The organism is Bradyrhizobium sp. 192 (assembly GCF_023100965.1).
Lineage (GTDB): Bacteria > Pseudomonadota > Alphaproteobacteria > Rhizobiales > Xanthobacteraceae > Bradyrhizobium > Bradyrhizobium symbiodeficiens.
The window spans coordinates 6110448-6134853 of the sequence record NZ_CP064690.1; the positions used below are offsets into that span (position 1 = coordinate 6110448).

The 24406-nt window shown below is 66.0% G+C and carries 20 protein-coding genes; 7 read left to right on the forward strand and 13 right to left on the reverse strand.

The features are described from left to right. The first annotated feature begins 46 nt into the window (after positions 1-46). Positions 47-5824, forward strand: coding sequence for a negative regulator of septation ring formation (locus IVB24_RS28675; protein WP_247769809.1), 5778 nt, complete (start codon positions 47-49; stop codon positions 5822-5824). A 128-nt stretch (positions 5825-5952) separates the two neighbouring features. Here IVB24_RS28675 and IVB24_RS28680 read toward each other — a convergent pair whose 3' ends face one another. From IVB24_RS28680 to IVB24_RS28690, 3 genes are read right to left on the reverse strand one after another with little or no spacing between them, the layout of a single operon-like run. Continuing rightward, positions 5953-6828, reverse strand: coding sequence for an MlaD family protein (locus IVB24_RS28680; RefSeq protein ID WP_247769816.1), 876 nt, complete (start codon positions 6826-6828; stop codon positions 5953-5955). A 42-nt stretch (positions 6829-6870) separates the two neighbouring features. Then, the gene (locus IVB24_RS28685; protein WP_162308640.1) at positions 6871-7641 is read right to left on the reverse strand and encodes an ABC transporter ATP-binding protein; all 771 of its coding nucleotides are present in this window, start codon (positions 7639-7641) and stop codon (positions 6871-6873) included. 2 nt (positions 7642-7643) lie between these two features. Then, positions 7644-8777, reverse strand: a complete 1134-nt coding sequence (locus tag IVB24_RS28690; RefSeq protein ID WP_094972387.1) for an ABC transporter permease — start codon at positions 8775-8777, stop codon at positions 7644-7646. Positions 8778-8911: 134 nt separating this feature from the next. Here IVB24_RS28690 and dgcA point away from each other — a divergent pair, with 134 nt between their 5' ends. Beyond that, on the forward strand, positions 8912-9907 hold the full coding sequence (gene dgcA, locus IVB24_RS28695) for an N-acetyl-D-Glu racemase DgcA (protein WP_094972388.1): 996 nt from the start codon (positions 8912-8914) through the stop codon (positions 9905-9907). On the opposite strand, the gene IVB24_RS28700 is transcribed toward dgcA, so the two are convergent. Next, a complete protein-coding gene (locus tag IVB24_RS28700) occupies positions 9877-11073 on the reverse strand; it encodes an MFS transporter (RefSeq protein ID WP_247769817.1) in 1197 nt (398 codons plus the stop codon). The two genes, dgcA and IVB24_RS28700, sit on opposite strands and share 31 nt — an antisense overlap. A gap of 75 nt (positions 11074-11148) precedes the next feature. Here IVB24_RS28700 and IVB24_RS28705 point away from each other — a divergent pair, with 75 nt between their 5' ends. Continuing rightward, on the forward strand, positions 11149-12543 hold the full coding sequence (locus IVB24_RS28705) for a hypothetical protein (RefSeq protein WP_247769819.1): 1395 nt from the start codon (positions 11149-11151) through the stop codon (positions 12541-12543). A gap of 81 nt (positions 12544-12624) precedes the next feature. Here the strand turns inward: IVB24_RS28705 and IVB24_RS28710 are convergent, their stop codons facing one another. Beyond that, on the reverse strand, positions 12625-13020 hold the full coding sequence (locus IVB24_RS28710; RefSeq protein WP_247769821.1) for a hypothetical protein: 396 nt from the start codon (positions 13018-13020) through the stop codon (positions 12625-12627). Positions 13021-13134: 114 nt separating this feature from the next. Between IVB24_RS28710 and IVB24_RS28715 the strand changes: the two genes are divergently transcribed. Beyond that, a complete protein-coding gene (locus IVB24_RS28715) occupies positions 13135-13521 on the forward strand; it encodes a VOC family protein (protein ID WP_247769822.1) in 387 nt (128 codons plus the stop codon). Here IVB24_RS28715 and IVB24_RS28720 read toward each other — a convergent pair. Continuing rightward, positions 13514-13957 (reverse strand): RbsD/FucU domain-containing protein, encoded by a 444-nt coding sequence (locus IVB24_RS28720; protein WP_247769823.1) that lies wholly within the window; start codon positions 13955-13957, stop codon positions 13514-13516. The two genes, IVB24_RS28715 and IVB24_RS28720, sit on opposite strands and share 8 nt — an antisense overlap. Positions 13958-14122: 165 nt before the next feature. Between IVB24_RS28720 and IVB24_RS28725 the strand changes: the two genes are divergently transcribed. Further along, on the forward strand, positions 14123-15919 hold the full coding sequence (locus IVB24_RS28725; RefSeq protein WP_247769824.1) for a caspase family protein: 1797 nt from the start codon (positions 14123-14125) through the stop codon (positions 15917-15919). Between the two features lie 277 nt (positions 15920-16196). Here the strand turns inward: IVB24_RS28725 and IVB24_RS28730 are convergent, their stop codons facing one another. The 4 genes from IVB24_RS28730 to thiD all read right to left on the reverse strand — a co-directional run bounded on the left by IVB24_RS28730 (position 16197) and on the right by thiD (position 20278). Continuing rightward, a complete protein-coding gene (locus IVB24_RS28730; RefSeq protein WP_166468745.1) occupies positions 16197-17180 on the reverse strand; it encodes a threonine/serine dehydratase in 984 nt (327 codons plus the stop codon). Positions 17181-17230: 50 nt separating this feature from the next. Beyond that, a complete protein-coding gene (locus IVB24_RS28735) occupies positions 17231-18274 on the reverse strand; it encodes a glycosyltransferase family 1 protein (protein WP_094972396.1) in 1044 nt (347 codons plus the stop codon). Positions 18275-18287: 13 nt separating this feature from the next. Further along, positions 18288-19100: a UDP-2,3-diacylglucosamine diphosphatase gene (locus IVB24_RS28740; protein WP_094972397.1), complete on the reverse strand. Its 813-nt coding sequence runs from the start codon at positions 19098-19100 to the stop codon at positions 18288-18290. A 377-nt stretch (positions 19101-19477) separates the two neighbouring features. Next, positions 19478-20278 carry a bifunctional hydroxymethylpyrimidine kinase/phosphomethylpyrimidine kinase gene (gene thiD / locus IVB24_RS28745; protein WP_247769832.1) on the reverse strand — a complete coding sequence of 267 codons (801 nt, stop codon included), beginning with the start codon at positions 20276-20278 and terminating at the stop codon, positions 19478-19480. Between the two features lie 131 nt (positions 20279-20409). Between thiD and IVB24_RS28750 the strand changes: the two genes are divergently transcribed. Continuing rightward, a complete protein-coding gene (locus IVB24_RS28750; RefSeq protein WP_018317369.1) occupies positions 20410-20655 on the forward strand; it encodes an Lrp/AsnC family transcriptional regulator in 246 nt (81 codons plus the stop codon). A 7-nt stretch (positions 20656-20662) separates the two neighbouring features. Here the strand turns inward: IVB24_RS28750 and IVB24_RS28755 are convergent, their stop codons facing one another. Then, the gene (locus IVB24_RS28755) at positions 20663-21589 is read right to left on the reverse strand and encodes a cytochrome c (protein ID WP_247769834.1); all 927 of its coding nucleotides are present in this window, start codon (positions 21587-21589) and stop codon (positions 20663-20665) included. A gap of 155 nt (positions 21590-21744) precedes the next feature. Between IVB24_RS28755 and IVB24_RS28760 the strand changes: the two genes are divergently transcribed. After that, positions 21745-22161 carry a CHRD domain-containing protein gene (locus tag IVB24_RS28760; RefSeq protein WP_094972400.1) on the forward strand — a complete coding sequence of 139 codons (417 nt, stop codon included), beginning with the start codon at positions 21745-21747 and terminating at the stop codon, positions 22159-22161. Positions 22162-22234: 73 nt separating this feature from the next. Here the strand turns inward: IVB24_RS28760 and IVB24_RS28765 are convergent, their stop codons facing one another. After that, the gene (locus IVB24_RS28765; RefSeq protein ID WP_247769836.1) at positions 22235-23518 is read right to left on the reverse strand and encodes a cystathionine gamma-synthase family protein; all 1284 of its coding nucleotides are present in this window, start codon (positions 23516-23518) and stop codon (positions 22235-22237) included. Positions 23519-23805: 287 nt separating this feature from the next. After that, positions 23806-24252: a cytochrome c gene (locus IVB24_RS28770; RefSeq protein ID WP_094972402.1), complete on the reverse strand. Its 447-nt coding sequence runs from the start codon at positions 24250-24252 to the stop codon at positions 23806-23808. Positions 24253-24406: the final 154 nt, after the last annotated feature.

Sequence of the window (24406 nt, forward strand, 5' to 3'; positions counted from 1 at the left end):
GGGCTCGCGGGGGGACGCGTACAAGTAACGAGGGCTCGGACTGAACATGGCGAACACTCCGAAAAAGGTCAAAGACCCCACAGAAGTTGCGCTTTCTGCGATCCAGGAAGCCCTGAACATCAGCGACACGGCTGCCGACACCAGCCGCAACGCCTCGATGCGCAACGAAACCGCGCCTTCGATGGCTCCGCCGCCCCCGATCTTCGACGAGCCGAGCTTCGAGCCGCGTCCTGCCGCCAACGAACGGGCAAATGTGTTCGACCCGGTCGAGGAGCCGCGCGCTTCGCGCCGCGCCGCCAATGACGACCGCGAGACCATCGGCCAGTTGCTCCAGGCGTTGCAGACGGGTCGCCCTGCCCGCAGCATCTACACCGGCGCGACGATCTTCACCGTCATCTGGCTCGCGGCTTGCGCCGCGCTGACCGTCGGCTTCCTGCCCTCGATCCAGGCCGCCATGGGCCAGAGCGGCGGCGTGCTGGCCATCGCCGGCCTCGTCACCATGTTCTTCGCGCCCATCATGCTGTTCTACTTCCTGGCGAGCCTCGTCTGGCGCGGCCAGCAGATGAGCTCGGTCGCGCAGGCGATGGCCCAGGTCGCGATCCGCTTCTCCGAGCCCGAAGGCTCCGCCTCCGATTCCATGGTCACCGTCGGCCAGGCCATCCGCCGCGAGGTCGCGGCGATGGGCGACGGCATCGAACGTGCCATCGCGCGCGCCGGCGAACTCGAGACGCTGGTCGCCAACGAGGTCGCCGCGCTCGAACGCGCCTATTCCGACAACGAAGTGCGCATCCGCGCCCTGCTGCAGGACATCGCGCATCAGCGCGACAATCTGGTCGGCCAGGCCGAGCAGGTTCGCAGCGCCATCTCCGGCGTGCAGATCGATTTGCGCCACGACATCGCGCTGATCTCGGATGCGATCGCCTCGCGCGTCGACGAGGTCGCCAAGTCAATCACCGGCGCGCTGGAAGAGCGCGGCGCCCACATCACCGGCGCGCTGAGCAATGCCGGCGACAACATGATCCTGGCGCTCGGCGAGCGCGGCGGCGACCTGCTCGACCGTCTCGAGGAAGCCAGCAACGAGACCACGCGCGCCGTGCTCGACGCCAGCGAGCGGCTGACCACCAGCCTCAACTTCAAGACCGGCCACGTCCACGACGAGTTCGTCGACCTCGCCGACCGCGTCCACGAGATGCTCAACGAGCGCATCGACCGCATCACCGGCGAGTTCGAGCAGCGCTCCGCCGCGATCGTCGACGGCATCTCCGAGCGCACCGAGCAGGTGCACGACAGCCTGAAGAACTCCTCGGACTCGCTGCTGCTCGAGCTCGAGCTGCGCTCCAACGACCTCTCCGCCAAGATCGACGACGCCGGCAACCGCCTCGCCGGCCAGATCCTGACGAGCGGCGACAAGGCGAGCGAGGCGCTCGACGCCACCGTCAACACCCTCGTCGCGAAGGTCGTCAGCCAGACCGAGACCGCGCACGATTCGCTGTCGCTGCAGATGAGCGCATTCGACGAGCTGGTGCGGAACCAGGGCACCGAGTTGGTCGAGAAGTTCGCGCGCGATTCGGGCACGCTGGGCGCCCTGATCACGCGCCACATCTCCGAGTTCGACCGCACCGTGAAGACCTTCGGCGGCGAGATCGTCGAGCGCATGGGCCAGCGCACGCAGGACATCCACGACTCGCTGAAGACCTATGTCGACAATTTCGACACCCGCTTCACCGCCAACGGCGGCGAGATCACCGCCATTCTCGACCAGCGCCTGGTGCAGTTCGAGACCACGATCGGCGAACGCGTCAGCAATTTCGACACCTCGCTGAACGGCAAGATCGCCAGCCTCGACGGCACGATCGACGGTCACATCAAGACCTTCGACGAACAGCTCGTCGGCCGCGTCGCCGCGCTGGAACAGTCGTTCGACACCCGCGCGAAGTCGGTCACCGAGACGATCGACAACCGCCTCGACACCCTGGCGACGACACTGACTGACGGCGCCACCCAGGCGATCCAGTCGATCGACTCCCGCCTCACCCACCTCACGACGTCGCTCACCGATGGCGCATCCCAGACCATCCACTCGATCGACACGCGACTGACCCACCTCACGACGACGCTCACCGGCGGCGCGACCCAGGCGCTCGAGTCCATCGACTCCCGCCTCACCTACCTCTCCACCGCGGTGACGAACGGCGCCTCGCAGGCGGTGCAGTCGATCGACACGCGTCTGACCCTGTTGACATCGGCCCTCACGGACGGCACCGCGCAGGCGATCGAGGCGGTCGACCGCCGCATCACCGGCGTCACCGAGGTGATCGACGGCCGCAGCACGCATCTGACCGACACGGTCACGGCGCGCTTCCAGGAGATCCATCAGGCCATCGAGACCAAGGTCGGCTCGGTCGCCAGCGACATCGACGTGCGCGTGGCGCAGTTCGAGGACCTGCTTGGCTCACGTGTCGAGGCCGTCGCAGGCCGCATCGAAAGCAGCGGCCGCCAGGCCAGCGAGGACATGATGTCCCGCGCCGAGATGATCTCGACCGCGATCCGCTCGCATGTCGAGGACGCCGAGCGCTCGCTCACCAACCTCGTCGTCAACACCAGCGAGACGATCCAGACCGGCGCACGCACCGCCCAGCAGTCGCTGATGACGGTCTCCTCCGACGTCAACGCCCAGCTCAACATGACCTCGGCCGAAGTCGAGCGGGCGCTGACCGCGGTCGGCACCGGTGCGGCAAACTCGATCCTGACCAGTGCACGCGAAGCGCAGTCGACCCTGGTCACGGCTTCGGGCGAGGCCTCGAACCAGATCAAGGGGCTCGCCGCCGACGTCGAGCGTACGCTGTCCGCGGCCGGTTCGGCGACGGCCGCCTCGATCCTGGCCGGCGCGCGCGAGGTGCAGACCACCCTCGTCACGGCGTCGTCGGATGCGGCCAACCACGTCAAGACGCTCACCGCCGACGTGCAGCGCTCGCTGTCGCTGGCCGGCACCACCACGGCGGAATCGATCACCGCCGGCGCCCGCGATGCGCAGAGCGCGTTGATCGCGGCCTCGAGCGAGACCGCCAACCAGATCAAGGCGCTCTCCTCCGACGTGCAGCGTTCGCTCACGATGGCCGGCACCTCCACCGCCGAGATCCTCACCAGCGGCGCGCGCGAGGCGCAGAACACCCTGGTTGCCGGCTCCTCGGATGCGGCGGCCCAGGTCAAGTCGCTCACTGCCGACGTGCAGCGCTCGCTCTCGATGGCCGGCACCTCGACCGCCGAGACCATCACCGCCGGCGCGCGCGAGGCCCAGAACATGCTGGTCACGGCGTCTTCCGAGGCGGCCAACCAGGTCAAGTCGCTCGCGGCCGAAGTGCATCGTTCGCTCTCGCAGGTCGGCCAGTCGACCGCCGAGACGATCACCACCAGCGCTCGCGACGCCCAGAGCACCCTGCTCACGGTTTCGGCCGAACAGACCAGCCAGGTTCGTTCGCTCGCGGCCGAGATGCAGCGCGCGCTGGCAACCGCCGGCGGCGCCACCATCGAGGCGCTCACCAGCGGCGTGCGCGAGGCGCAGGGCACGCTGATCTCCGCGTCGACCGACGCGGCCAGCCAGATCAAGTCGCTGACCACGGACATCGAGCGCACGCTGACCGCGGTCGGCGCCGACACCGCCTCGACCATCCTCGGCAGCGCGCGTGAAGCCCAGATCTCGCTGACCTCGACCTCGGCGGACGCCGCGAGCCAGATCCGCACGATCTCGACCGAGATCGAGCGCACGCTGAGCGCAGCCACCGCGAACGCGACCAACGACATCCAGACCAGCGCGCTCAACGCCCAGAACGCGCTGATCACCGCCTCCAACGAGGCCAGCTCGCGGGTCAAGACGAGCTCGTCCGACGTCGAGCGTTCGGTGCTCGCCGCCAGCTCGAGCTTCGGCCAGGCCATGACCGGCAAGACCGACGAGATCGTCACCTACGTGCAGCAGCAGGCCGAGCGCCTGTCGAACATGATCGACGCCAAGCGCGGCTCCCTGGTCGACGCGATCGGCTCCAAGACCAGCCAGCTCACGCTCGACATCGACCGCGTCACCTCGGACGCGCTGAAGTCGATCGAGACGCGCGGCCAGGCGTTCTCGCAGACCATGATGGGCAACGGCTCGGAAGTCGCGCGCACCATCAACGCGGCGAGCGAGATCGCCACGACGGCCGTCGGCAAGTCGCTCAAGGACCTGGAGCAGGCCTCGCGTTCGGCGATCGACCAGTCGCGCCAGGTCTCGATCGCGGCCGTCACCGAGATGCAGGAGACCAGCAAGATCCTGCGTACCGACACGGTGGCGCTGTTCGAGCGTCTGCGCGAAGGCAACATCCTGCTTCAGGAGGTGCTGACCGGTGCGCACGACAACCTCAACTCGCTCGAGCGGGCACTGGTCACGCGTGTCGCTGACTTCGTCTCGGCGATGAACGACGTCACCTCGCGCAACGGCGAGGCGACGCAGAACCTGGAAGAGCAGCTCAACGTCTTCAACAGCAAGACCACGAAAGCGCTGCAGGATCTCGGCGAGCTGTCGACCCAGTTCGACGCGCACGGCAAGGCGCTGGTCGAAGCCGCGCAGGTCGTCGAGCAGAGCAACAAGAACACCACCGCCTCGCTCGCCGAGCGCAAGCAGGCGCTGGAATCGCTCGTCACCACGATCGACCTGCGCACGGCCGATCTCGACCAGCGGCTGTCGCGCTTCACCGGCCTGCTCGATGAATCGCTGGCCGCGGCCGAAGAGCGCGCCCGCGACATCGCGCGCGTCGTCGCCGAGACCGCCGGCGCAGGCTCGGCCGCGATCACCCGCCAGTTCGAGGCGGTGCGCGTGGCCTCCGAAGAGGAGCACCGCCAGACCATCGAGGCCATGCACGACATCTACCGCTCCACCACCGACGAAGCGGATGCGATGTTCAAGCAGTCGACCGAGAAGTTCACCAACCTCGTCTCCAGCATGAAGCAGATGGCCTTCGAGATGCACAACGAGCTCGAAGCCACCCGCAACGAGCTGCGCCGCGGCGTGCTCGAGATGCCGCAGGAGGCCGCCGAGAGCACGGCGCAGATGCGCAAGGTGATCGTCGACCAGATCGAGGCCCTCGCCGAGCTCAACCGCATCGTGGCCCAGCACGGCCGTGGCCTCGACGTCTCCACGACGGGCCGCGCGTCCGTCGCCGTCCAGCGCCAGGAGGAGCCGATCATGGCGGCTGCGGGTGCCCGCGCCACCGAGACCCGGATGCGCGACACCGGCAGCGCTTCGACGCTGCCGCCGCCGGACCTCGGCATGCCGGCCGCGCGCCGCACCGAAGCACCGCCGGTCGCGCCCGCCGGTAACGACCAGGGCCGTGACGGCTGGCTGTCGGACCTGCTCAACCGGACCGACGCCAATCAGGGCGCTCCGACCGGCCGTGAGGCTCCGCGCGGCCGCCAGGCTGCCCCGGCTCCGCAGCCGCAGGCTCCGCAAGGCGGCGGCAATCCGCTGGAATCGTTGTCGCTCGACATCGGCCGGCTGATGGACCGCAACCTCGCCGCCGAGATGTGGGACCGCTACCAACGCGGCGAGAACAAGGCCTTCACCAAGCGCCTCTACACGCCCGCCGGCCAGAAGGCCTTCGACGAGGTCGCCCGCAAGTACCGCGCCGACCGCAACTTCAAGGGCACGGTCGACCGCTACGTCGCCGAGTTCGAACGCCTGCTCGACGAAGTCGCCCGCGACGGCCGCGGTCCGCAGGAGCTGCGCAGCCACCTCACCTCGGAGACGGGGCTGGTGTACACGCTGCTGGCGCATGCGGCGGGCCGGCTCGGGTAAGACGGAGCTTGCGAATAGCGCGTGGCGAATAACGAATGAAAGACGGAGCCCTCACGGGCTCCGTTTTGTTTTGGATCGATGCGATGGCCAACGGCCTATTCGCTATTCGCCACTCACCATTCGCCTTCTTACTGCCGCCTGCGCTCCGGCGCCGCGGGCCTCGGCGGCTCGGGCGCCGGCGGTGGCGGCGGTGGGGCGCTGCTGTTGCTGGCGCCGAACAGGACGCGGGTGGGGTTGCGGTCGAAATTGTTCACGGCGCGGCTGATGTCGCCCAGCGTGCGGCGGCCGTCGGTCATCAACGCGCCGGAGCGTTTGTCGAAATCGTCGGCCAGCTCGCGGATCGACTTCACCGCCTGGAACAGTTCGCCGCCGTCCTTGCCGCCGGCGAGCGTGTTGAGGCCGAGCATGAGGCTGTCGGCCTTGAGCATCACGCCGTCGACCTTGGCCATCACCCCGTCGATCTTCTCGGAATTGCGGGCGAGCGAATTGGTGAAGGTCTCGAGGTTCTTCAGCGAGTTCTTCACCGATTCCTGATTGTCGGCGACGATCTTGTTGATGTTCTGCAGCGTGCCGCGGATCGCCTCGGTGACGTCCTGCAGCTTGTTGGGATCGGCCGTCAGCGTCGGGATGCCGTCCTGGTCGAGCGGCGGCGCGGCCTCGTCCCCGCCCTTGAGCGAGATCGCGGCGACGCCGGTCAGGCCCTGGAATTCGAGGCCGACCAGAGTGTCCTTGCGGATCGGGGCGTTGTTCTCGATCATGGCGAGTGCGACAACCCGCCGCGGGTTGTCCAGCTTCACCGAGACCACCTCGCCGACCCGGATACCGTTGAAGTTGACGCTGCCGCCGTTGCGCAAGCCCGCGGCCGGGCCCTCGAACACGACGCGCAGGGGGCTGCGCTGCTTGGTGGTGTGCAGCGACTGGAACCACAGCACGAATCCGATCGCCGCGGCGATCACCGCCAGCGTGAACGACCCGATCAAGACGTAGTTTGCCCGCGTTTCCATCAGGTGCTCCGGCTACTCATCACAGCTGCTCATCCCAGCCACTCAACCCATGACCGCGCGGGCGCGCTTGCCATGGAAATATTGCCTCAGCCAGGGATGCTGCGAGGCCTGCATGTCGGCGATCGACCCTGCCGCTATGATCTTACCGTTCCCTAAAACGGCGATGCGGTCACATGCTGTGTAGAGGCTGTCGAGGTCGTGGGTTACCATGAAAACGGTCAGCCCCAAAGTGCGCTGGAGCGTCCTGACCAGCTCGTCGAAATCGCCGGCGCCGATCGGATCGAGGCCCGAGGTCGGCTCGTCCAGGAAGACGAGGTCCGGATCCAGCGACAGCGCGCGCGCCAGCGCCACGCGCTTGATCATGCCGCCGGAGAGCTCCGAGGGAAATCGCTCGGCGACTTCCGGCTTGAGGCCGACCATGGCGAGCTTGGCCATGGTGATCTCGTCCATCAGCCGCTGCGAGACCCGCAGATATTCGCGCATCGGAAACTGGATGTTCTGCCGCACGGTCAGCGAGGAGAACAGCGCGCCCTGCTGGAACAAGACGCCCCAGCGCCGCTCCACGTTGCGGCGCTGCGACGTGTTGGAGGAATCGAGGTCGACGCCGAACACCTCGATGGAGCCTGCGAGCTTCGGCACGAGGCCGATGATGGTGCGCGTCAGCACCGACTTGCCCGCGCCGGATGGGCCCACGAAGCCCAAAATCTCGCCGCGCTTGACGTCGAGGTTGAGGCCGTCGAGCACGCGTGTGCTGCCGAACTGCACGGTGATGTCGCGGACGCGGATGATGGGATTTGGGATTTCGGGAGCCATCGTCACATCCCGATCGAGGCGAAGAAGATCGCGAACACGCCGTCCATCACGATGACGAAGAAAATGCCCTTCACCACCGAGGCCGTGGTGTGCTGGCCCAGCGATTCCGCGCTGCCCTGCACGGCGAGGCCCTCGACGCAGGCGACGATGCCGATCACCGCGGCCATCACGGGGGCCTTGACGATGCCGACGATGAAATGGTCGATCGAGATGGCGTCGCGCAAGCGCAGCAGGAAGGCCTCGGGCTCGACGCCGCCATAGAGCCAGGCCACGAGCCCGCCGCCATAGAGCGCGGCCATCGCGCCGAGGAAGGCCAGGATCGGCAGCGCCAGCACCAGCGCCATCATGCGCGGCAGCACCAGCACCTCGATGGGATCGAAGCCCATGGTGCGCAGCGCGTCGATTTCTTCCCGCATCTTCATCGAGCCGAGCTCGGCGGTGTAGGCACTCCCCGAGCGTCCCGCGACCATGATCGCGACCAGCAGCACGCCGATCTCGCGCAGCACCAGCACGCCCAGCATGTCGACCACGAAGATATCGGCGCCGAATCTTCGAAAATGGAAGATGCCTTGTTGCGCGATGATGCAGCCGATCAGGAAGGTGATCAGCACGACGATCGGCACCGCGCGCCAGCAAACCTGCTCCATGTGGTGCACGGTTGAGGTCAGGCGGAACGAGCGCGGATGGATCAGGACGCGAAACCCTGCCGCGAGCACGGCGCCGAGCATGTCGACGAGGCCCGCGACCGTCCCGCCCACGCCGGCCACGGCCCGGCCGATCTGCTCCAGCATGCCGGTGATGGTCACCGTGCCGCTGTCGACCACGGCCGTCGCCCTGACCCGCCGCACCTCGTCGACAAGGCTGGAATAATTGGCCGACAGACCCGCGATCTGCGCCTCGACCGCGCCTTGCGTCAGGCTGCGGCGCAGCCGCTCGATCAGCCAGGCGCCGAAGGTATCGAGCTTGGCGACCTCCGAGACGTCGATGAAGATGCTTTGCGGGCCACCGGCGAGCTTCTCGGCGTCGGCCACCATCCGCTCCAGCACCGGTGCGAAGCTCGCGGTCCAGGTTCCGGTGGCGCAGAGTGCCAGCGCATTGCCCTTGGCAATCCGTTCCAGCTTCGGATCGCTATTCAAGATGTCCCGCTCCCGTGTGGGGCGGAGAAAATCAGAGTGTTGCGCACGCGCCCTTACCCAGAGAAGGTATCCCCAAGTGGTTAATGTTAGTTGCTAGAGGTAACTAGCAGGTTCAGATTTCGCCAGAGTTCAAAATGACTTCCATGAAATTTGCTTCCCTGGCGGCGCGAATCGAGCGCTTCCCGATCGCAGGCAGCTTCACCATCAGCCGGGGGGCCAAAACCGAGGCCGTGACCGTCGTGGCCGAGGTCAGCCGGGACGGGCTGACCGGCCGCGGCGAGTGCGTGCCCTACCCCCGCTATGGCGAGACGCCCGAGGCAACGCTTGCCGCCATCCAGGCCATGCAGCAGGCCGTGGCGGACGGCCTGACGCGGCAAGCCCTCCAGGCCGCCATGCCGCCCGGGGCGGCCCGCAATGCCCTCGATTGCGCCCTGATCGATCTGGAGGCCAAGGCGACGGGCCTGCGGGCCTGGAACCTGCTGGACCGGCCGGTACCGGGCGAGCGCACCACGGCGTACACGATCTCGTTAGGGACCCCCGAGGCGATGGCCGCCGCGACCGCCAGGGCCGCGCACCGCCCCCTTCTCAAGATCAAGCTCGGCGGCGACGGCGATCCGGAGCGGATCATGGCGGTGCGCAAGGCCGCGTCCGAATCCGAGCTGATCGTGGATGCCAACGAGGCCTGGACCGAGGCCAATCTGGCGCAAAATCTCGCCGCCTGCGCCGCCGTCGGCGTCACGCTGGTCGAGCAGCCGCTGCCTGCAGGTCAGGACGAGGCGCTGGCGCGGATCAGGCGGCCGCTCGCGGTCTGCGCCGACGAGAGCGTGCACGACCGCAACTCGCTGGCGCCGCTGCGCGCGCGCTACGATGCCGTGAACATCAAGCTCGACAAGACCGGCGGCCTCACCGAGGCGCTGGCCATGGCGGACGCCGCGCAGGCGCTCGGCTTCGAGATCATGATCGGTTGCATGGTCGCGACCTCGCTGTCGATGGCGCCTGCCATGCTGGTGACGCCGCAGGCGCGCTTCGTCGATCTCGACGGCCCCTTGCTGCTGGCGCGCGACCGCGATCACGCCCTGCGTTATGACGACAGCCTGGTCTATCCGCCGGACGCTTCGCTCTGGGGATGAGGCATGAGCCGGTGCCGCGCCGACCAGATCAGAAGCGCGCCGGCCGCGGCCATCGCAGCCATCACGTAATACACGCCATCGCCGATACGGGCGTAGATCGCGCCCGACGCGATCGAGGTCGCAGCGCTGAGCAGTCCGCTGCACGCGGCGAGGTAGCCCTGCCCCCGCGCGATCTGGTGCGAGGGCACGCGCTGCACCAGGAGATTCATCGTGCCGACGACGGTCATGCCGAAGCTGAGGCCGTGGCCGAGCTGCACGATCGCGAGCAGCGCGAGCGGCGGCTCATTGGCAGTGACGATCCAGCGCAGCACGGCGCTGAGCCCTCCGATCGCGATCATGGTCGACGGATGCAGCGAGAAGCGCGGCGACAGCGCGAACACCACGATCTCGGCGATCACGCCCAGCGTCCACAGGCCCGCGATCGTCAGCCCACTGATCCCATGGAGCTGCCAGTTGATGGCCGAGAAGGTGTAATAGGCGACGTGGCTGCCCTGAATCAGCGCCGCCGAAACGATGACGGCCCAGAAGCCGGCATCGCGCAGGAGCGCCTCGCCGGCATGCCTCTCCGTCGCCTTGCGCCTGACATCGTCCAGCGGCCGAAGCAGCAGGCCGGCTGCGACCGCAACGACGGCCCATGCGACGATGACCCAGATCAGATCGCGCGCGGCGATGTGGTCGACGAGATAGCCGCAGGCGAGCGAGCCGGCGGCGAAAGCCGCCGAGCCCCACAGCCGCAAGGGTCCGTAATCGAGCCCGTAGCGGGCGACGCCGCGCAGCGCATAGGCATCGGTCAGCGGCATCGTCGGCGTCCACATCATGCAGGTCACCGCGTAGATCAGGAGCAGCGCCAGCGGCTGCTGCTGCAAGCCGACCGCGGTAAAGCCGATCGCGGTCGCCAGCGCCGACACCATCATGCCGGCGCGAATCGCATGGCGCTTTTCGGCAAAGGCGGTCACTTGCGGCAGCGTGGTGAAGCGCGTGATTGCCGGCAGTGCGTTGATGAGGCCGATCCAGGCCGCGTCGACGCCGATCGCCTTCAGCCACACCGGGAAGAACGGCAGATGCGTGCCCGAGACCGCGAAGACGGCCGAATAGAACAGGGCGAGGCTGACGGCGAATCGCCGTTTCGCCGATGCTGGCGTGGGGATTTGTGATTCGGGTGCCATCAAACCAATTGCGATTCGGTCGATATCGTGATGATCGTTACTGTAACGCGCGGTGATTTGCGCGACGAGATTGCAATGGCCAACGAAGCATTCGCCCTTTCGCCCATGTCTGCCCGCGCGGCCGAGCCGAACGAGCAGGATTACGACGCGATCCGCGAAGCCTTCATGGAGACGGCGCGCGGCCGCTGGTTCCTCGGCGAATACGCCAGGCGCAACCGCAACGCCGACACGAGCATGGTGCTCGACGCGGTCGCGAAAATCGAAGAAACCCTTGCGGCGCAGCGACAACCCGTCGTCGAAGACCGCCTGCCCGAAGCACTGGTCGAGATCCGCCGCGCGATCCACGAGGCCGAGACGAGCGCCATCGCCGCCTTCGATCCCACCGCGATCGAGGCGAGCCTCGCCGCGATCCCGCGCGGCGTGCGCATCATCAAGGAGATCTCCTGGCGCTGGCGCGAGATCGGCGCCGACGGGCGGATCTGCGACCTCATTGATTCGCAGCTCGCCTCGATCGAGGCCGCCTGCGGACAGATTTCGATCATCGACCCCCGCGTCGAGCTCAAGGCCGCATTCGATCTCTTGAGGGACCGGATCGAGAGCCTCGACGGCGACGCAACGCCGCAGCCGGCACATCCCGCGCCGGCTCCGGTGCAGGAGGCGCCGTCAACAGCCGCCGAAGCTCCGCCTGCCGAAACCGTGTCCGTGGCGACGGCGAGCGAAGCACCCGTGGCTTTTACGGAGCCGTCGCAGGACATCGCGGAGGCTGCCGAGGCCGAAGCAGCCAGCGAGACGGTTGGCAGCGCCCAGACGTTCGCAATTGTCGAGCAGGCAATGAACGCGGCCGTCGCGTCGGAGGTCGTTGCCGAGAGCCACATCGCTTCCGAGACTGTCGCGCTCGAAACGGAGATCGCCGAACCCGCCGCGCTTGCGCAAACGACCGACGAATTTGCGCTCGATGCCACCGCGGAAGCCGAGGACGAAGCCATACTCGAGGCCATCGCGCTGGAGATGGCCGCGCCCGACCCCGAGTTCGACGAGATCACCGAGCCGGTCGAAATGGAAGCAGCCGTTCCGGAGCCGATGGTTGCGGAGGCCGCAGCACCCATTGCAGCCGAGATGCCGGAACCGATCGCACCGGAGCCGGCCGTCGCATCGGTGATGGAGGAGCCGGTCGAGGAAGCGCCGATCGCGATGGAATCGCTGGCGCGCCTCACCAACGCCATCGCGGAAGCCGCGGCCGAAGTGATGGAGCAGCCGGCCCCGGCCATGGCGGCCGCAGCATCGTTCGGCGCAGGCCCGACCGCGACGCTGCCGATGCCCTCGCCCCTGTCTGCTTCCCTGCCCGAGACCTCGCTCGGCGCCACCATCCTGGCCAGCGGTATCCTGCAAAAGCCCCGCGCGCCGGCCAACGATCCCCTCGCCCCGATCCGCCGCATGACCCAGGCCGAGAAGATCGCGTTCTTCTCGTAAGAGGGGCACGAGAGCGGGGAAGAGGCGCACACTCAATCGTCATTGCGAGCGCAGCGACGTGGTGGCGCGGTCAGCGCCCCCTCACCCGCAGTTCCACACCGCTCCGATCGGCGTCCGTGTCCAGCACGGACCGAAGCTGCCGCCGTTATAGCGGCCGCCGTTGAAGCCGGGGCGGCCGAAATAGTGCCACTCGCCGTCCCAGCGGTAATATTGCGGAACCGGATCGATGTACCAATGGCGGCGATCGTTGCGCGCCAGGCGCCGCATCGCGTCCTTCTGCTTGTAGAGCGGGATGCTGTTGCTCAGTGGCTGCCGATAGCCCGGCAGGAAGCCGTAGCCCTTCCAGACCGGCTTGTGACGCTTTTGAACGGGGTCAGCGGATGCGACGGCCGGCAGCAGCGACAGGATGATGGCAACAGATAGAAACATAGAGCGGGACATGGAGAGACCATAGACAGTCAGTTCCCGGCGCGCCATTCAATTTCGAGTGCGGGACGTTTCGCCGCTTCTGCCGAGCGGTCGCTCTTGATAAGACTCGCAACGCGCAGCGTGAACGCGGCGCGGACCGCTTGCATATGCCAGAGTGACCGAATGCCTGAAACGCCACGTGTCGGCGCCTTCGCCATCGTTCCCTGCAACGATCTTCCCGCCGCAATTCCGTTCTGGGAACGGCTCGGCTTTGCGCGCATCGGCGGTGATGACGGCTACGTCATCGTGAGGGGCTGGGGATGCGAGGTGCATCTCACGCAGGCCGGCGATGGCCCATGGCGCGTGCCGGAGCACAATCCCTTTGGCATTTTCATTCGCACTCCCGAGGTCGAGGCCATTGCGGCGCGCGTGGATGACCTTATCATCCGGCCCGGCGGCGTGCTGCGTCACCGCGAATGGGGCATGTACGAAGTCGGCATCAACGGCCCCGACGGCCTTCTCGTCCGGGTTGGCTGGCCCTCGGAGCTGATGCGCCAGCCCGCTAGCTGATCACGCCCTTCCTGATCAGGAAACAGCCATAGCCTCTGATGTCGCCGACCTGGACCACGCCAAAGCCCGCCGCCGCCGCGCGATAGAAATCCGCCCGCGCGAGCTTGCCGGGACCGACCGGGCTGCCGCTGGCGCGTTCGATCTCGGCGAGCACCGCGCGCTGCACGTCGGGCACGCGGTCGGGATCGTCGACCGGCGCCATCACGCGCACCGGGTCCGGATCGAAATCGTCGAGCGGGTAGACCGACATGATGGCGCGGACTGCCGTCTCCATCGTCAGGCCCGGCAGCTGGATCAGGCGCTGCGACGACGTCGAGCGGGCGATGTGCGTGGCCGGGTGGTTGGCGTCGACGACCACGAGATCGTCGCCGTGGCCCATGGAGGCCAACAGCCAGAGCAGGTCGGGCGTCAGGATCGGATCGATCGATTTCAGCATGTGACGGCAGTTCCCCTTATCGATCGCTAACCATAGCAGGTTCCGGGCGTGATTCAGATCACGCAAGGCACCAGGGTGAGAGGGATCACGGACTTCGAGCTCGAACGCGGCGAAGCTCCTCGGCAACCAATCTCGTATCCGAGACCAGTGCCAAAGGAGCACGCCATGTTCCGCCTAAAGCCTTTGCTGATGACAGCCGGCCTCGTGGGAAGCCTGTTCGGCTTCGCCTGCGGCCCTGTTTCCGCGCAAGTCGCCCCGGTCCAGCCGGCCCCCACCGCATTGCAAGGCCCGGAGCAGCGGGTGGCGCTGGTGATCGGCAATTCGAACTACCAGAACGCACCGCAGCTCGCCAATCCCGACAATGATGCCGAGTCGATGGCGAAGTTCCTGAACTCCGCCGGTTTCGAGGTGGTTGCCGCAACCGACCTGACCCAGAACGACATGCTGCGCGTGGTGCAGGACTTCTCCGCCAAAGTGTCTGCGCGCGGTCCGAACACGGTGGCGATGGTCTATTACGCCGGTCACGGCGTGCAGCTCGCCGGCGAGAACTATCTCGTTCCCGTCGACGCCAAGGTGTCGAGCCAGACCGAGCTCGTCAACAATTCGGTGCGCCTCGTCGACGTGATGTCGACGCTGGAGACGATCCCGAGCCGCATGCGCATCGTCATTCTCGATGCGTGCCGCAACAACCCGTTCCCTGAAGTCAATGACGCCGGCCGCGGCCTCGCCATCGTCGATGCGCCGAACGGCTCGATCGTCGGTTACTCGACCGCGCCGGGCGCTGAAGCGCTCGACGGCACCGGCGGCCACAGCCCTTACACGCAAGCCTTCCTGAACGTCGCGCGCGAGCCCAACGTGCCGATCGAGCAGCTGTTCAAGCGCATCCGCCTGCAGGTGAACCAGTCCACCAGCGGCGCGCAGATCCCGTGGGAGAGCTCCTCGCTCACCTCGGACTTCACTTTCTTCGGTGACACCGCGGTCGCTGCCAACCGCGCGCCGGTGAATACGCCTGTTGTGCAGATGGCCTCCAACCTGCCGAGCCGCTCGACGCGTCAGGCCTATGATTACGTCGTGTCCGAAGGCCGGCCGGAATATTATCAGGAGTTCATCCGGATGTATCCGCACGACCCGCTGTGCGACCACGTCCGCTGGCTGCTCAACAACATCGTGCTCTCGCAGGCCTGGCACAAGGCGGTGCTCGTGAACTCGCCGCTCGGCTACAAGAGCTTCTATGACAGTTACGGCAACAGCCCCTATGCGCAGGTCGCGCTGAAGCTTCAGGTGCAGCCGAAGCAGATCCCCCTGATGCAGGCGACCAAGTTCCTGGCGCCGCAGAACATTGCGCCAAGCTTCAAGATCGGCAATCTCGGCCAACCCAAGTACATGCCGCTGCAGCAGGGTAATGGTGGTTCGCAGATGGGCGGCAATCTGCCGATCGTGCAGAAGCCGGTCGATGGCAACGTCATCGGCAAGCTCGGCAATGGCGGCAAAATCGTCAACCTGCCCTCTGGCAACAACAACCAGCCGAACCAGCAGAACGGCACGCCGTCGCAGATCCCGGGCAAGATCGTCACGCTGCCTGCGCCGACCAACACGACCACCAACAATGGCGGCATCGGCAAGATCGTGACGCTGCCGGCGACTAACAACAAGACGGACGGCGGCAACGCCAACGGCAAGCCGGGCAAGATCGTGAGCATGCCGGTTAATATCGGCAAGGGCGGCACGAAGGTCGAGACGAAGCCGATCAACGTTCAGACGCAGAACAACCCGATCCGTGTCAACAACGGCGTGAAGATCAACAACAACCCGGTGAACAAGGTGCAGGTGCAGAACAACAACCGCCCGCAGTTCAACACCACGAACCGCAACGTCAACAATGGCGGCAACAACTTCCGTCAGTCGATGAACCAGGCGCCCTCCATGGGCGGTGGCAACAACCATCGCGGCTTCATGCACTGATCGCGGTCGGCCACACAACGACAAAGGGGCAGAGCGGAAACGCTCTGCCCCTTCTTCATGTCGAGGATAGATACGATCAGCTCGATCGCAGCCAGCCTTCACCATTGGAACCGCTGGAGCGCACGCCTCGTCCTTCGAGACGACCGCTGCGCGGTCTCCTCAGGATGAGGCTAATCAGCATCGGTGCCCGTTGAAACTGTCGCCGCGCACTCCGCCCTCATCCTGAGGAGCCCGCCAAAGCGGGCGTCTCGAAGGATGCGCCACGGGGAAACCACTCTCAGGCCACCAGCTCGGCGAACAGATCCGCATCGACATTGCCGCCGGAGAGCACGATCACGACGTTCTTGCCGGCGACATCGAGCCGGCCCGCAAGCAGCGCGGCGAGGCCCACTGCGCCGCCCGGCTCCACCACGAGCTTCAGCTCGCGATAGGCGAACGCGACGGCGGCGCCGACTTCCTTGTCCGACGCCGTGACGCCGCGCGCGAGCAGCTTGCTGTTGATCGCAAAGGTCATCTCGCCGGGGATCAGGGCCATCAGCGCATCGCAGATGGTGCGGCCCGCGGGCCCGTGCGGCTCGCGATGGCCGGCCGTCAGCGAAATGCCGTGATCGTCGAACGCCTCGGGTTCGGCCACCACGATCTCGGCCAGCGGAAAGCGCGCCTTCACCGCCGTCGCCACGCCCGCAATCAGGCCGCCGCCCGAGGCCGGAGCCACCACGATGTCAGGACTGAGGCCGAGCGTTGCCATGTCCTCCGCGATCTCGCGGCCGGCGGTGCCCTGGCCTGCGATCACGAAGGGATCGTCGTAGGGCCTCACCAGCGTCGCGCCGCGCTTCTCGGCGATGCCGCGCGAGATCGCCTCGCGATCGTCCTTGTCGCGATCATAGAGTACGACCTCGGCGCCGTAGGATTTGGTGCGCTCGCGCTTCGACAACGGCGCATCCGCAGGCATCACGATGGTTGCCTGCATGTCGAGGATCTTTGCCGCTGCCGCCACGCCCTGGGCGTGGTTGCCGGAGGAGAACGCGACGACGCCGCCGGCGCGCTTGTCCTGCGGGATCGAGAACACCTTGTTGAAGGCGCCGCGGAACTTGAAGGAGCCGGTGCGCTGGAGCATCTCCGGCTTCAGGAACACTTTTGCACCGACGCGCTCATTGAGCACAGGAAAGGACAACAGCGGGGTGCGGATGGCGTAGGGCGCGATCACGCGCGCTGCGGCGTCGATGTCGGCGGGGCCGATCGGGAGGAGCTGTTCGGTCATGTCAGACCTTATCGCGGCCGGTGAGGCCCGGGCAAGACACCTCCGCGAGATCAGGCGACGAAGCGTGGCTGTTCCGTCCCATTCCGGCCCGGCAGCACCGCGCCAACCGCCAGAATGCTGTCCACGAAAACCCGGGCCGAGGCCTCCCAGGTGTAACTGGCGGCGAATTCGACGCAGTCCTGCCGGGGGACGTCGAGCGCCGCAAAGCAGGCGGTGCGGAGGTCGTGATCCAGCGCGCCGACCGGCGCATCGCCGATCACGTCGCGGGGGCCCTTCACCGGAAAGGCCGCGACCGGCAGGCCGCTCGCGAGCGCTTCGAGCAGCACCAGGCCGAACGTGTCGGTCTTGCTGGGAAACACGAACACGTCGGCCGCCGCATAGATGTCGGCCAATTCCTCACCGTGCTTCTCGCCGAGGAAGATCGCGTCGGGATAGGCCTCTTCGAGCGAGGCGCGCGCGGGGCCGTCGCCGACGATCACCTTGGTCCCGGGCAGATCCAGATCGAGGAAGGCCTCGAGATTCTTTTCCACAGCGACGCGGCCGACCGACAGGAACACCGGCGCCGGCAGGCAGAGGTCGATGGCGCGGGGGTGGAACAGATGGGTGTCGACGCCGCGCGGCCACAGCACGACATTGTCGAAACCGCGCTCGGTCAGCTCGCTGGCGAGCGCAGGCGTTGCCGCCATCACGGCGCGGCTCGGCGCATGGAAGCGGCGCAGCGCGTGCCAGATCAGCGAGCCCGGCACCGGCACGCGGGCGCGGACATATTCGGGAAAGCGGGTGTGGAAGCTGGTCGTGAACGGCAGCTTGCGCTGGCGGCAATAGCGGCGGACCATCAGGCCGATCGGCCCTTCGGTCGCGATATGGATGCTGTCCGGTTGCGCCTCCGCGATCAGCTTCGCAATTCGCGCCGGGCGGGGCATCGCCAGGCGCACGTCGCGATAGCTCGGCATCGCAAAGGTCCGGAACGATTGCGGCGTCAGGAACTCGAATTCGACGCCAAGGCTCTTGCCGGCGTCGGCAAGCTTGGTCAGCGTCCGAACCACACCGTTCACTTGCGGGTGCCAGGCGTCGGTCGCGACCAGGATGCGCATCAGGCGGTCTCCGTCATGCAGCTCTGGCTGCGACCTGCGGGACGGCCGCCGGCTTCTGCAAATGATCCGCCCAGGTGATGATCTCGAAATGACCGTCGTCATGCTCGACCAGCGCCGTGCAGCTCTCGACCCAGTCGCCGCAATTCATGTAGCGGATGCCGCCCTCGTCGCGGATCACGGCGTAGTGGATGTGGCCGCAGATCACGCCGTCGGCGTCGTAGCGTCGCGCCTCTGCGGCGAGCGCCTGCTCGAACGCGCCGATGTAATTGACGGCGTTCTTGACCTTCTGCTTGGCCCATTGCGACAGCGACCAATAGGGCACCTTGAACAGGCGGCGGAAGAAGTTGACGAAACGATTCATCTGGATCGCGAAGTCGTAGGCCTTGTCGCCGAGATGGGCGAGCCAGCGCGCGTTCTGCACCACGAGATCGAAGATGTCGCCGTGGATGACGAGATAGCGCTTGCCGTCCACGCCGGTGTGGACGGTGTTCTCGACCACGTCGATGCCGCCGAAATGCGTGCCGTAATAGTTGCGCAGGAACTCGTCGTGATTGCCGGGGATGTAGACGATCTTGGCGCCCTTGCGCGCCTTGCGCAGCAGCTTCTGCACCAGGTCGTTGTGGGATTGCGGCCAGTTCCAGCTCGATTTCAGCGCCCAGCCATCGACGATGTCGCCGACCAGATAGATCGTGTCGGCATCATGGTAGCGCAGGAAGTCGAGCAGAAGATCGGCTTGAGAACCGCGGGCTCCGAGATGAACGTCGGAGATGAACAACGTGCGAAAGCGCCGCTCCGGGCTCTCGTCACTCACATCGTAACTTCCCATGCGCCAGCCTGTAACAAATGTCCCGTGACAGGGGGATGACAGATTGAATCCTTGAGGCACCTTCAGATACGAATCAAACCTTGCCTCGCCCTCCCCGCGAATATCAGTCGCATGCGACAATCAGGCGACATGGCGCCGCAGGGGGGCTCCAGGCGCACCTTTTCACGAATGTCGCTTTGCACAGCTGAGCGCACGCCTCGTCCTTCGAGACGACCGCTTCGCGGTCTCCTCAGGATGAGGCTAAGCAGCACCGGTTTCTGTGAAACTGCGGCCGCACATTCCGTCCTCATCCTGAGGGCCCGCCAACGGCGGGCGTCTCGAAGGATGACAGCTGGCGAAATTGCTTCCGCGGAAGCTCCGCGTCAGTAAAATCCGTGTCAGTAAAACTTGTGGAAATGATGGATCGGGCCGTGGCCGTGGCCGATGCTGAAGCGGTCGGCGGCTGCGATGGCCGCGCTGATCCAGGCCTTCGCGTTGCGTACGGCAGGCTCCAGACCCTCGCCCTTGGCCAGCCCCGCCGCGACCGCCGAGGACAGCGAGCAACCGGTGCCGTGGGTGTTGCGCGTGGGAACACGCGGCGCTGCGAGCGCGATCGTGCCTTCGGACGTGACGAGATAGTCGGTGCTCTCTGCGCCTTCGCCGTGCCCACCCTTGATCAGGACCGCGCGGCAGCCGAGCGCCAGCAGGCGATGCCCCTGGCTTTCGATCCCGGCCTCGCTCACCGCGATCTCCTCGTCGAGCAAAGCTGCGGCCTCCGGCAGATTCGGCGTGATCACTGAGGCCATCGGTATCAGCCTTGTGCGCAGGGCATCGACGGCCTCGGATGCGAGCAAGCGGTCGCCGGAGGTCGCCACCATCACGGGATCGAGCACGACATGCTTCGGCTTCCAGCGCGACAACGCCGCCGCGATCGCATCGATGCTGGCGACCTGGGCGACCATGCCGATTTTCACCGCGCCGACGTCGAGATCGGAGAACACCGCATCGATCTGCGCGGTGACGAATTCGGCCGGCACCGCCTGAATGCCGGTGACGCCGCGCGTGTTCTGCGCCGTCAGCGCCGTGATGGCGGAGGCGCCATAGACGCCCAGCGCGGCAAAGGTCTTCAGGTCGGCCTGGATGCCGGCCCCGCCGCTCGAATCGGAGCCGGCGATGGTGAGTGCGACCGGGGTCGTCATGGGCAGATTTTCAGCATTTTCGGGACCATGGTCCGTCCTACCGCGCGCGCCGGGTGACAAGCAAGTTCGCTTGCTAATTCCGGCCGGTTTTGGCCTATTAGCCGGAAGAATACGCTTTCGGAGTGCCCGCGATGGTTCCTTTTTTCGTCCAGATCAAATGCAAGCTCGGCCAGTCCTATACGGTCGCCAACGCGCTTGCCGAAGCCGAGATCGCGTCCGAAATCTACTCCACGGCCGGCCAATACGACCTTCTCGTGAAGTTCTACGTCGACAAGGACACCGACATCGGCCATTTCGTCAACGAGAAGGTGCAGGTGCTGCCGGGCATCCAGGACACCCTCACCATCATCACCTTCAAGGCGTTTGGCGCCAGCTAACCCGCAGCTAGCCGGCATCCTTGCGCTTGGGCCGCGGCGGACCGTCCACCGGCGGCAGCGATTTGAGGTAGTCCGCCATCGCCGCAAGATCCGCGTCGGACAATTGCGAGGTGTTCTTGATCACCCGCGTCATCGCGCCGCCGACGCTGTCGCCGTCGGGCAATTCGCCGGTCTTGAGGAAATAGGCGATATCCTTCGCGCTCCACTCGCCGAGACGCTTCTGCGTGATGTTGGGCACCCAGCCCTCGCCTTCCGGATTCGGCCCGCCGGCAAAGCGCTGGCTCGAGATGATGCCGCCGAGTGCATTGCGCGGGCTGTGGCATTCGGCGCAATGGCCAAAACTGTTGACGAGATAGGCGCCACGATTGAATTGCGGCGACCTGGTGCCGTCGGCGACAAAAGGCTTGTCGTCCATAAACAGCAATTTCCAGATGCCGATGTTGCGGCGGATGTTGAAGGGAAAGCCGACGTCGTGGTCACGTACCTTGCCGGTCACGGGCGGAAGCGTCTTCAGATAAGCGAAGAGATCGAGCACGTCCTCGCGCCTGGCATGCTGGTACGATGTATAGGGAAACGCGGGAAAATAATGCTGCCCGCCCGGCGAAACCCCGCGCATCACCGCGTTGACGAAGTCGGCGTCGGTCCATTTGCCGATGCCGTCGTTCGGATCGGGGGAGATGTTCGGCGCGTAGAACGTTCCGAACGGCGACTTGATCGCGACGCCGCCGCCGAGCCTGACACGATCGGGCTGGTTGGGCGTGGCATGGCAGGACGCGCAGCCCCCGGCGTTGAACATCGCCTCGCCGTTGGCAAGGTTTGCCACATGGGCCGGCGCGTTGCCCACGGCTGCCACCACCGGCGCGCTGAGCCACCAGTAGACGCCGGCAGCAATGGCCGCGGCGAGCAGCCCTGCGAGAATTGTTCGTTGCAACATGCCGATCCATTCACTCGTCGCGGCGAACCTAAGACCGATGTCGTCGCGGCTCCAGCCACGAAGAATTTAGCCCGCCCTGGCCGAAAACGGGAATAAACTGAAATGCCGGCTGTTGGAAGTTTGGCAGCCCGAACGGGTTCAACAGGGAGAATGCCATGAACAAGACCGTCATTGCCGCCGTAGCGCTCGGTGCCGTTGCTTTTGTGAGCCCGGCCAGCGCCGAAAAGCTGAAAGCAACGCTCGACGGCAAGTCCGAAGTGCCGGCAACGACCAGCAGCGGCACCGGAACCGCCGATCTGAACTATGATGCCGCCAGCAAGAAGCTGTCCTGGACCGTCACCTATTCCGGGCTCTCCGGACCCGCCACCGCCGCGCATTTCCACGGGCCTGCCGAGGTTGGCAAGAACGCCGGCGTGGCCGTTGCGATCCCGAATGCGGCCGCAAGCCCGGTCAAGGGCGAGGCGACCCTCACCGATGCGCAGGCCGCGGACCTGCTCGGAGGCAAGTACTACATCAACATCCACACCGCGGCCAATCCGGGCGGCGAGATCCGCGGTCAGGTGACGAAGTAAGCCGCAACGCTGCTTCGTTGCGTGTAAGGCCGGGCGCAGGAGGGGGCGTCCGGCCTTTTCGATTCGATCGCGCCTAAGCCGCGTTCAGCGCCTGCGCGAGATCGGCGATCAGATCGGAGGGGTTCTCGATGCCGATCGACAGCCGGATCGTGGAATCGAGCACGCCGATTTTTCGGCGGATGTCGGCGGGAACGCCGGAATGCGTCATGGTCGCGGGCAGGCTCGCGAGCGACTCGGTGCCACCGAGGCTTACCGCCAGCTTGATGATCTGCAACGCATTGAGGAATTTGACCGCAGCGTCCTTGCCGCCGACGATGTCGAACGAGAAGGTCGATCCCGCCCCCTGGCATTGCCGCGCGAACACACGGCCCGCGGGTGATGCCCCCTCGTGATGACCGAGATAATGGACCTTGGCGACCTTGGGATGATCGCGCAGGAAGTCCGCAACGAGGCGCGCATTGCTGTTGGCCTTCTCCATGCGCAGGCTCAGTGTCTCGAGCGAGCGGCTGATCATCCAGCAGGAATGCGGATCGAGCTGGGTGCCGATGGCGCCGCGCAGCGCCTTGATGCCTTTCATGATCGCCTTCGAGCCGAGCGCTGCACCCGCGATCAGGTCGGAATGGCCTCCGACATATTTCGTCAGCGAATACAGCGACAGGTCCGCGCCGTGCTCGATCGGCCGCTGAAACACCGGCCCGAGTAGCGTATTGTCGCAGGCGATGATCGGCGTGTCGCCTTGCGCCTTTCCGATGGAATCGGCGATGCGGCGGATCATGGCGACATCGACCAGGCCGTTGGTCGGGTTGGCCGGGGTTTCGATCAGGATCATCGAAACACGGCCCTTGGCCATGGCCTCGTCCGCCGCCTGCTTGACGGCCGCTTCGTCAATCCCGTCAGCGAAGCCGACGGCGCCGATCGACAGACGCGCCAGGGTGTTGGTCAGCAGCGTTTCCGTCCCGCCATAGAGCGGCTGTGAATGCAGGATGACGTCGCCGGGGCGGACAAAAGCCAGGATCGTGGTCGCGATCGCCGCCATGCCGGATGAGAACAGCGCGCAGCTCTCGGTGCGCTCGTAGATCGCGAGCCTGTCCTCGACGATCTCGCTGTTGGGGTGATTGAAGCGCGAATAGACCAGCCCCGCGCCCATGCCTTCCGGCGGCTCGCGCCGGCCGGCAACGAAATCGAAGAAGTCCTGCCCGTCATCGGCCGTCTTGAAGACGAAGGTGGACGTCAGGAACACCGGCGGCTTGATGGCGCCTTCCGACAGCTGCGGATCATAGCCATAGGTCAGCATCAGCGTTTCAGGATGCAGCAGGTGATTGCCGATATGCGTTTTCGACGGGAACGGTTTGACCATGGCCTGTCTCGCTGTTGATTTGAGATCCTCGCCGCGCGCTGGAACTCCTGATGTCATCAGGCAGTCGGGAATGAGATGCGCCGACTCGCATCAACGTCACGGCCGTTGGTGCAAAGATAACCGTTCCGACAGCGATCCGTCAGACCTTGCGGATAGAAAAAGGGCGGCTGCTTTCGCAACCGCCCCTTTTGATTCCAGTAGCCCGGATGAGCGCAGCGACATCCGGGACAGACTATCGGCTGGACTCCCCGGATATCGCTGCGCTCATCCGGGCTACGAATCCCGCCTCAGCCGTTCTTGACGCGATAGGTCTCGTGGCAGCCGCCGCACTCCTTGCCGACGGCGGGGAAATTCGCCTTGAGCGAGTCCAGGTCCTTGATCTTGCCCTTGGACTCGCTGACGACCTTAGCGAAGCTTGCGACCTTGGCGTCGAAGCCGGCCTTGTCCTCCCAGACCTTCGGCGAGGCGCTGTAGTCGCCGTCGAGCTTCACGCCCTTGGCGCTGGCCGGAAACAGGTTCGGCAGCTTCTTGGCGGTGTCCTCGAACTGCGCCAGCGCGCTGTCCACCGTGGCCTGGTCGTAGGGCTTCTCGCCCTTGATCATCGCCGACACCGCGCCGGCGTTCTTGCCGTTGCCCTTCATGAGGGCCTGAACCTCCTTGACGGAGTCCTGTTGTGCCCAAACGGCGCCCATCCCGAGCAGCAGTGCGCCCCCAACAACCAATACTCGCTTCATTCGCAAAATCCCTTTCCCGATGCAGGATCGTGCCGACCCCTCATGAGCCAACACCGTTTGACAGATTTCATTCCATTCCGAGCGCGACGATAAATCGTCGCACGCCGGTAATGGTTTGGGCAAACGTGTCCGGCGTTTGCCTCCATTCCAAATT

Bases quoted from the DNA above. Each gene is read 5' to 3' on its own strand.
- thiD (WP_247769832.1), bottom strand. From the start codon at position 20,278: ATGACGACCCCGGTCGCACTCACCATCGCCGGCTCCGATTCGAGCGGC.
- IVB24_RS28725 (WP_247769824.1), top strand. From the start codon at position 14,123: ATGTTCCGCCTAAAGCCTTTGCTGATGACAGCCGGCCTCGTGGGAAGC.
- IVB24_RS28740 (WP_094972397.1), bottom strand. From the start codon at position 19,100: ATGGGAAGTTACGATGTGAGTGACGAGAGCCCGGAGCGGCGCTTTCGC.
- dgcA (WP_094972388.1), top strand. From the start codon at position 8,912: ATGACTTCCATGAAATTTGCTTCCCTGGCGGCGCGAATCGAGCGCTTC.
- IVB24_RS28675 (WP_247769809.1), top strand. From the start codon at position 47: ATGGCGAACACTCCGAAAAAGGTCAAAGACCCCACAGAAGTTGCGCTT.
- IVB24_RS28765 (WP_247769836.1), bottom strand. From the start codon at position 23,518: ATGGTCAAACCGTTCCCGTCGAAAACGCATATCGGCAATCACCTGCTG.
- IVB24_RS28705 (WP_247769819.1), top strand. From the start codon at position 11,149: ATGGCCAACGAAGCATTCGCCCTTTCGCCCATGTCTGCCCGCGCGGCC.
- IVB24_RS28760 (WP_094972400.1), top strand. From the start codon at position 21,745: ATGAACAAGACCGTCATTGCCGCCGTAGCGCTCGGTGCCGTTGCTTTT.
- IVB24_RS28715 (WP_247769822.1), top strand. From the start codon at position 13,135: ATGCCTGAAACGCCACGTGTCGGCGCCTTCGCCATCGTTCCCTGCAAC.
- IVB24_RS28700 (WP_247769817.1), bottom strand. From the start codon at position 11,073: ATGGCACCCGAATCACAAATCCCCACGCCAGCATCGGCGAAACGGCGA.
- IVB24_RS28680 (WP_247769816.1), bottom strand. From the start codon at position 6,828: ATGGAAACGCGGGCAAACTACGTCTTGATCGGGTCGTTCACGCTGGCG.
- IVB24_RS28770 (WP_094972402.1), bottom strand. From the start codon at position 24,252: ATGAAGCGAGTATTGGTTGTTGGGGGCGCACTGCTGCTCGGGATGGGC.
- IVB24_RS28685 (WP_162308640.1), bottom strand. From the start codon at position 7,641: ATGGCTCCCGAAATCCCAAATCCCATCATCCGCGTCCGCGACATCACC.
- IVB24_RS28735 (WP_094972396.1), bottom strand. From the start codon at position 18,274: ATGCGCATCCTGGTCGCGACCGACGCCTGGCACCCGCAAGTGAACGGT.
- IVB24_RS28730 (WP_166468745.1), bottom strand. From the start codon at position 17,180: ATGACCGAACAGCTCCTCCCGATCGGCCCCGCCGACATCGACGCCGCA.
- IVB24_RS28720 (WP_247769823.1), bottom strand. From the start codon at position 13,957: ATGCTGAAATCGATCGATCCGATCCTGACGCCCGACCTGCTCTGGCTG.
- IVB24_RS28710 (WP_247769821.1), bottom strand. From the start codon at position 13,020: ATGGCGCGCCGGGAACTGACTGTCTATGGTCTCTCCATGTCCCGCTCT.
- IVB24_RS28755 (WP_247769834.1), bottom strand. From the start codon at position 21,589: ATGTTGCAACGAACAATTCTCGCAGGGCTGCTCGCCGCGGCCATTGCT.
- IVB24_RS28750 (WP_018317369.1), top strand. From the start codon at position 20,410: ATGGTTCCTTTTTTCGTCCAGATCAAATGCAAGCTCGGCCAGTCCTAT.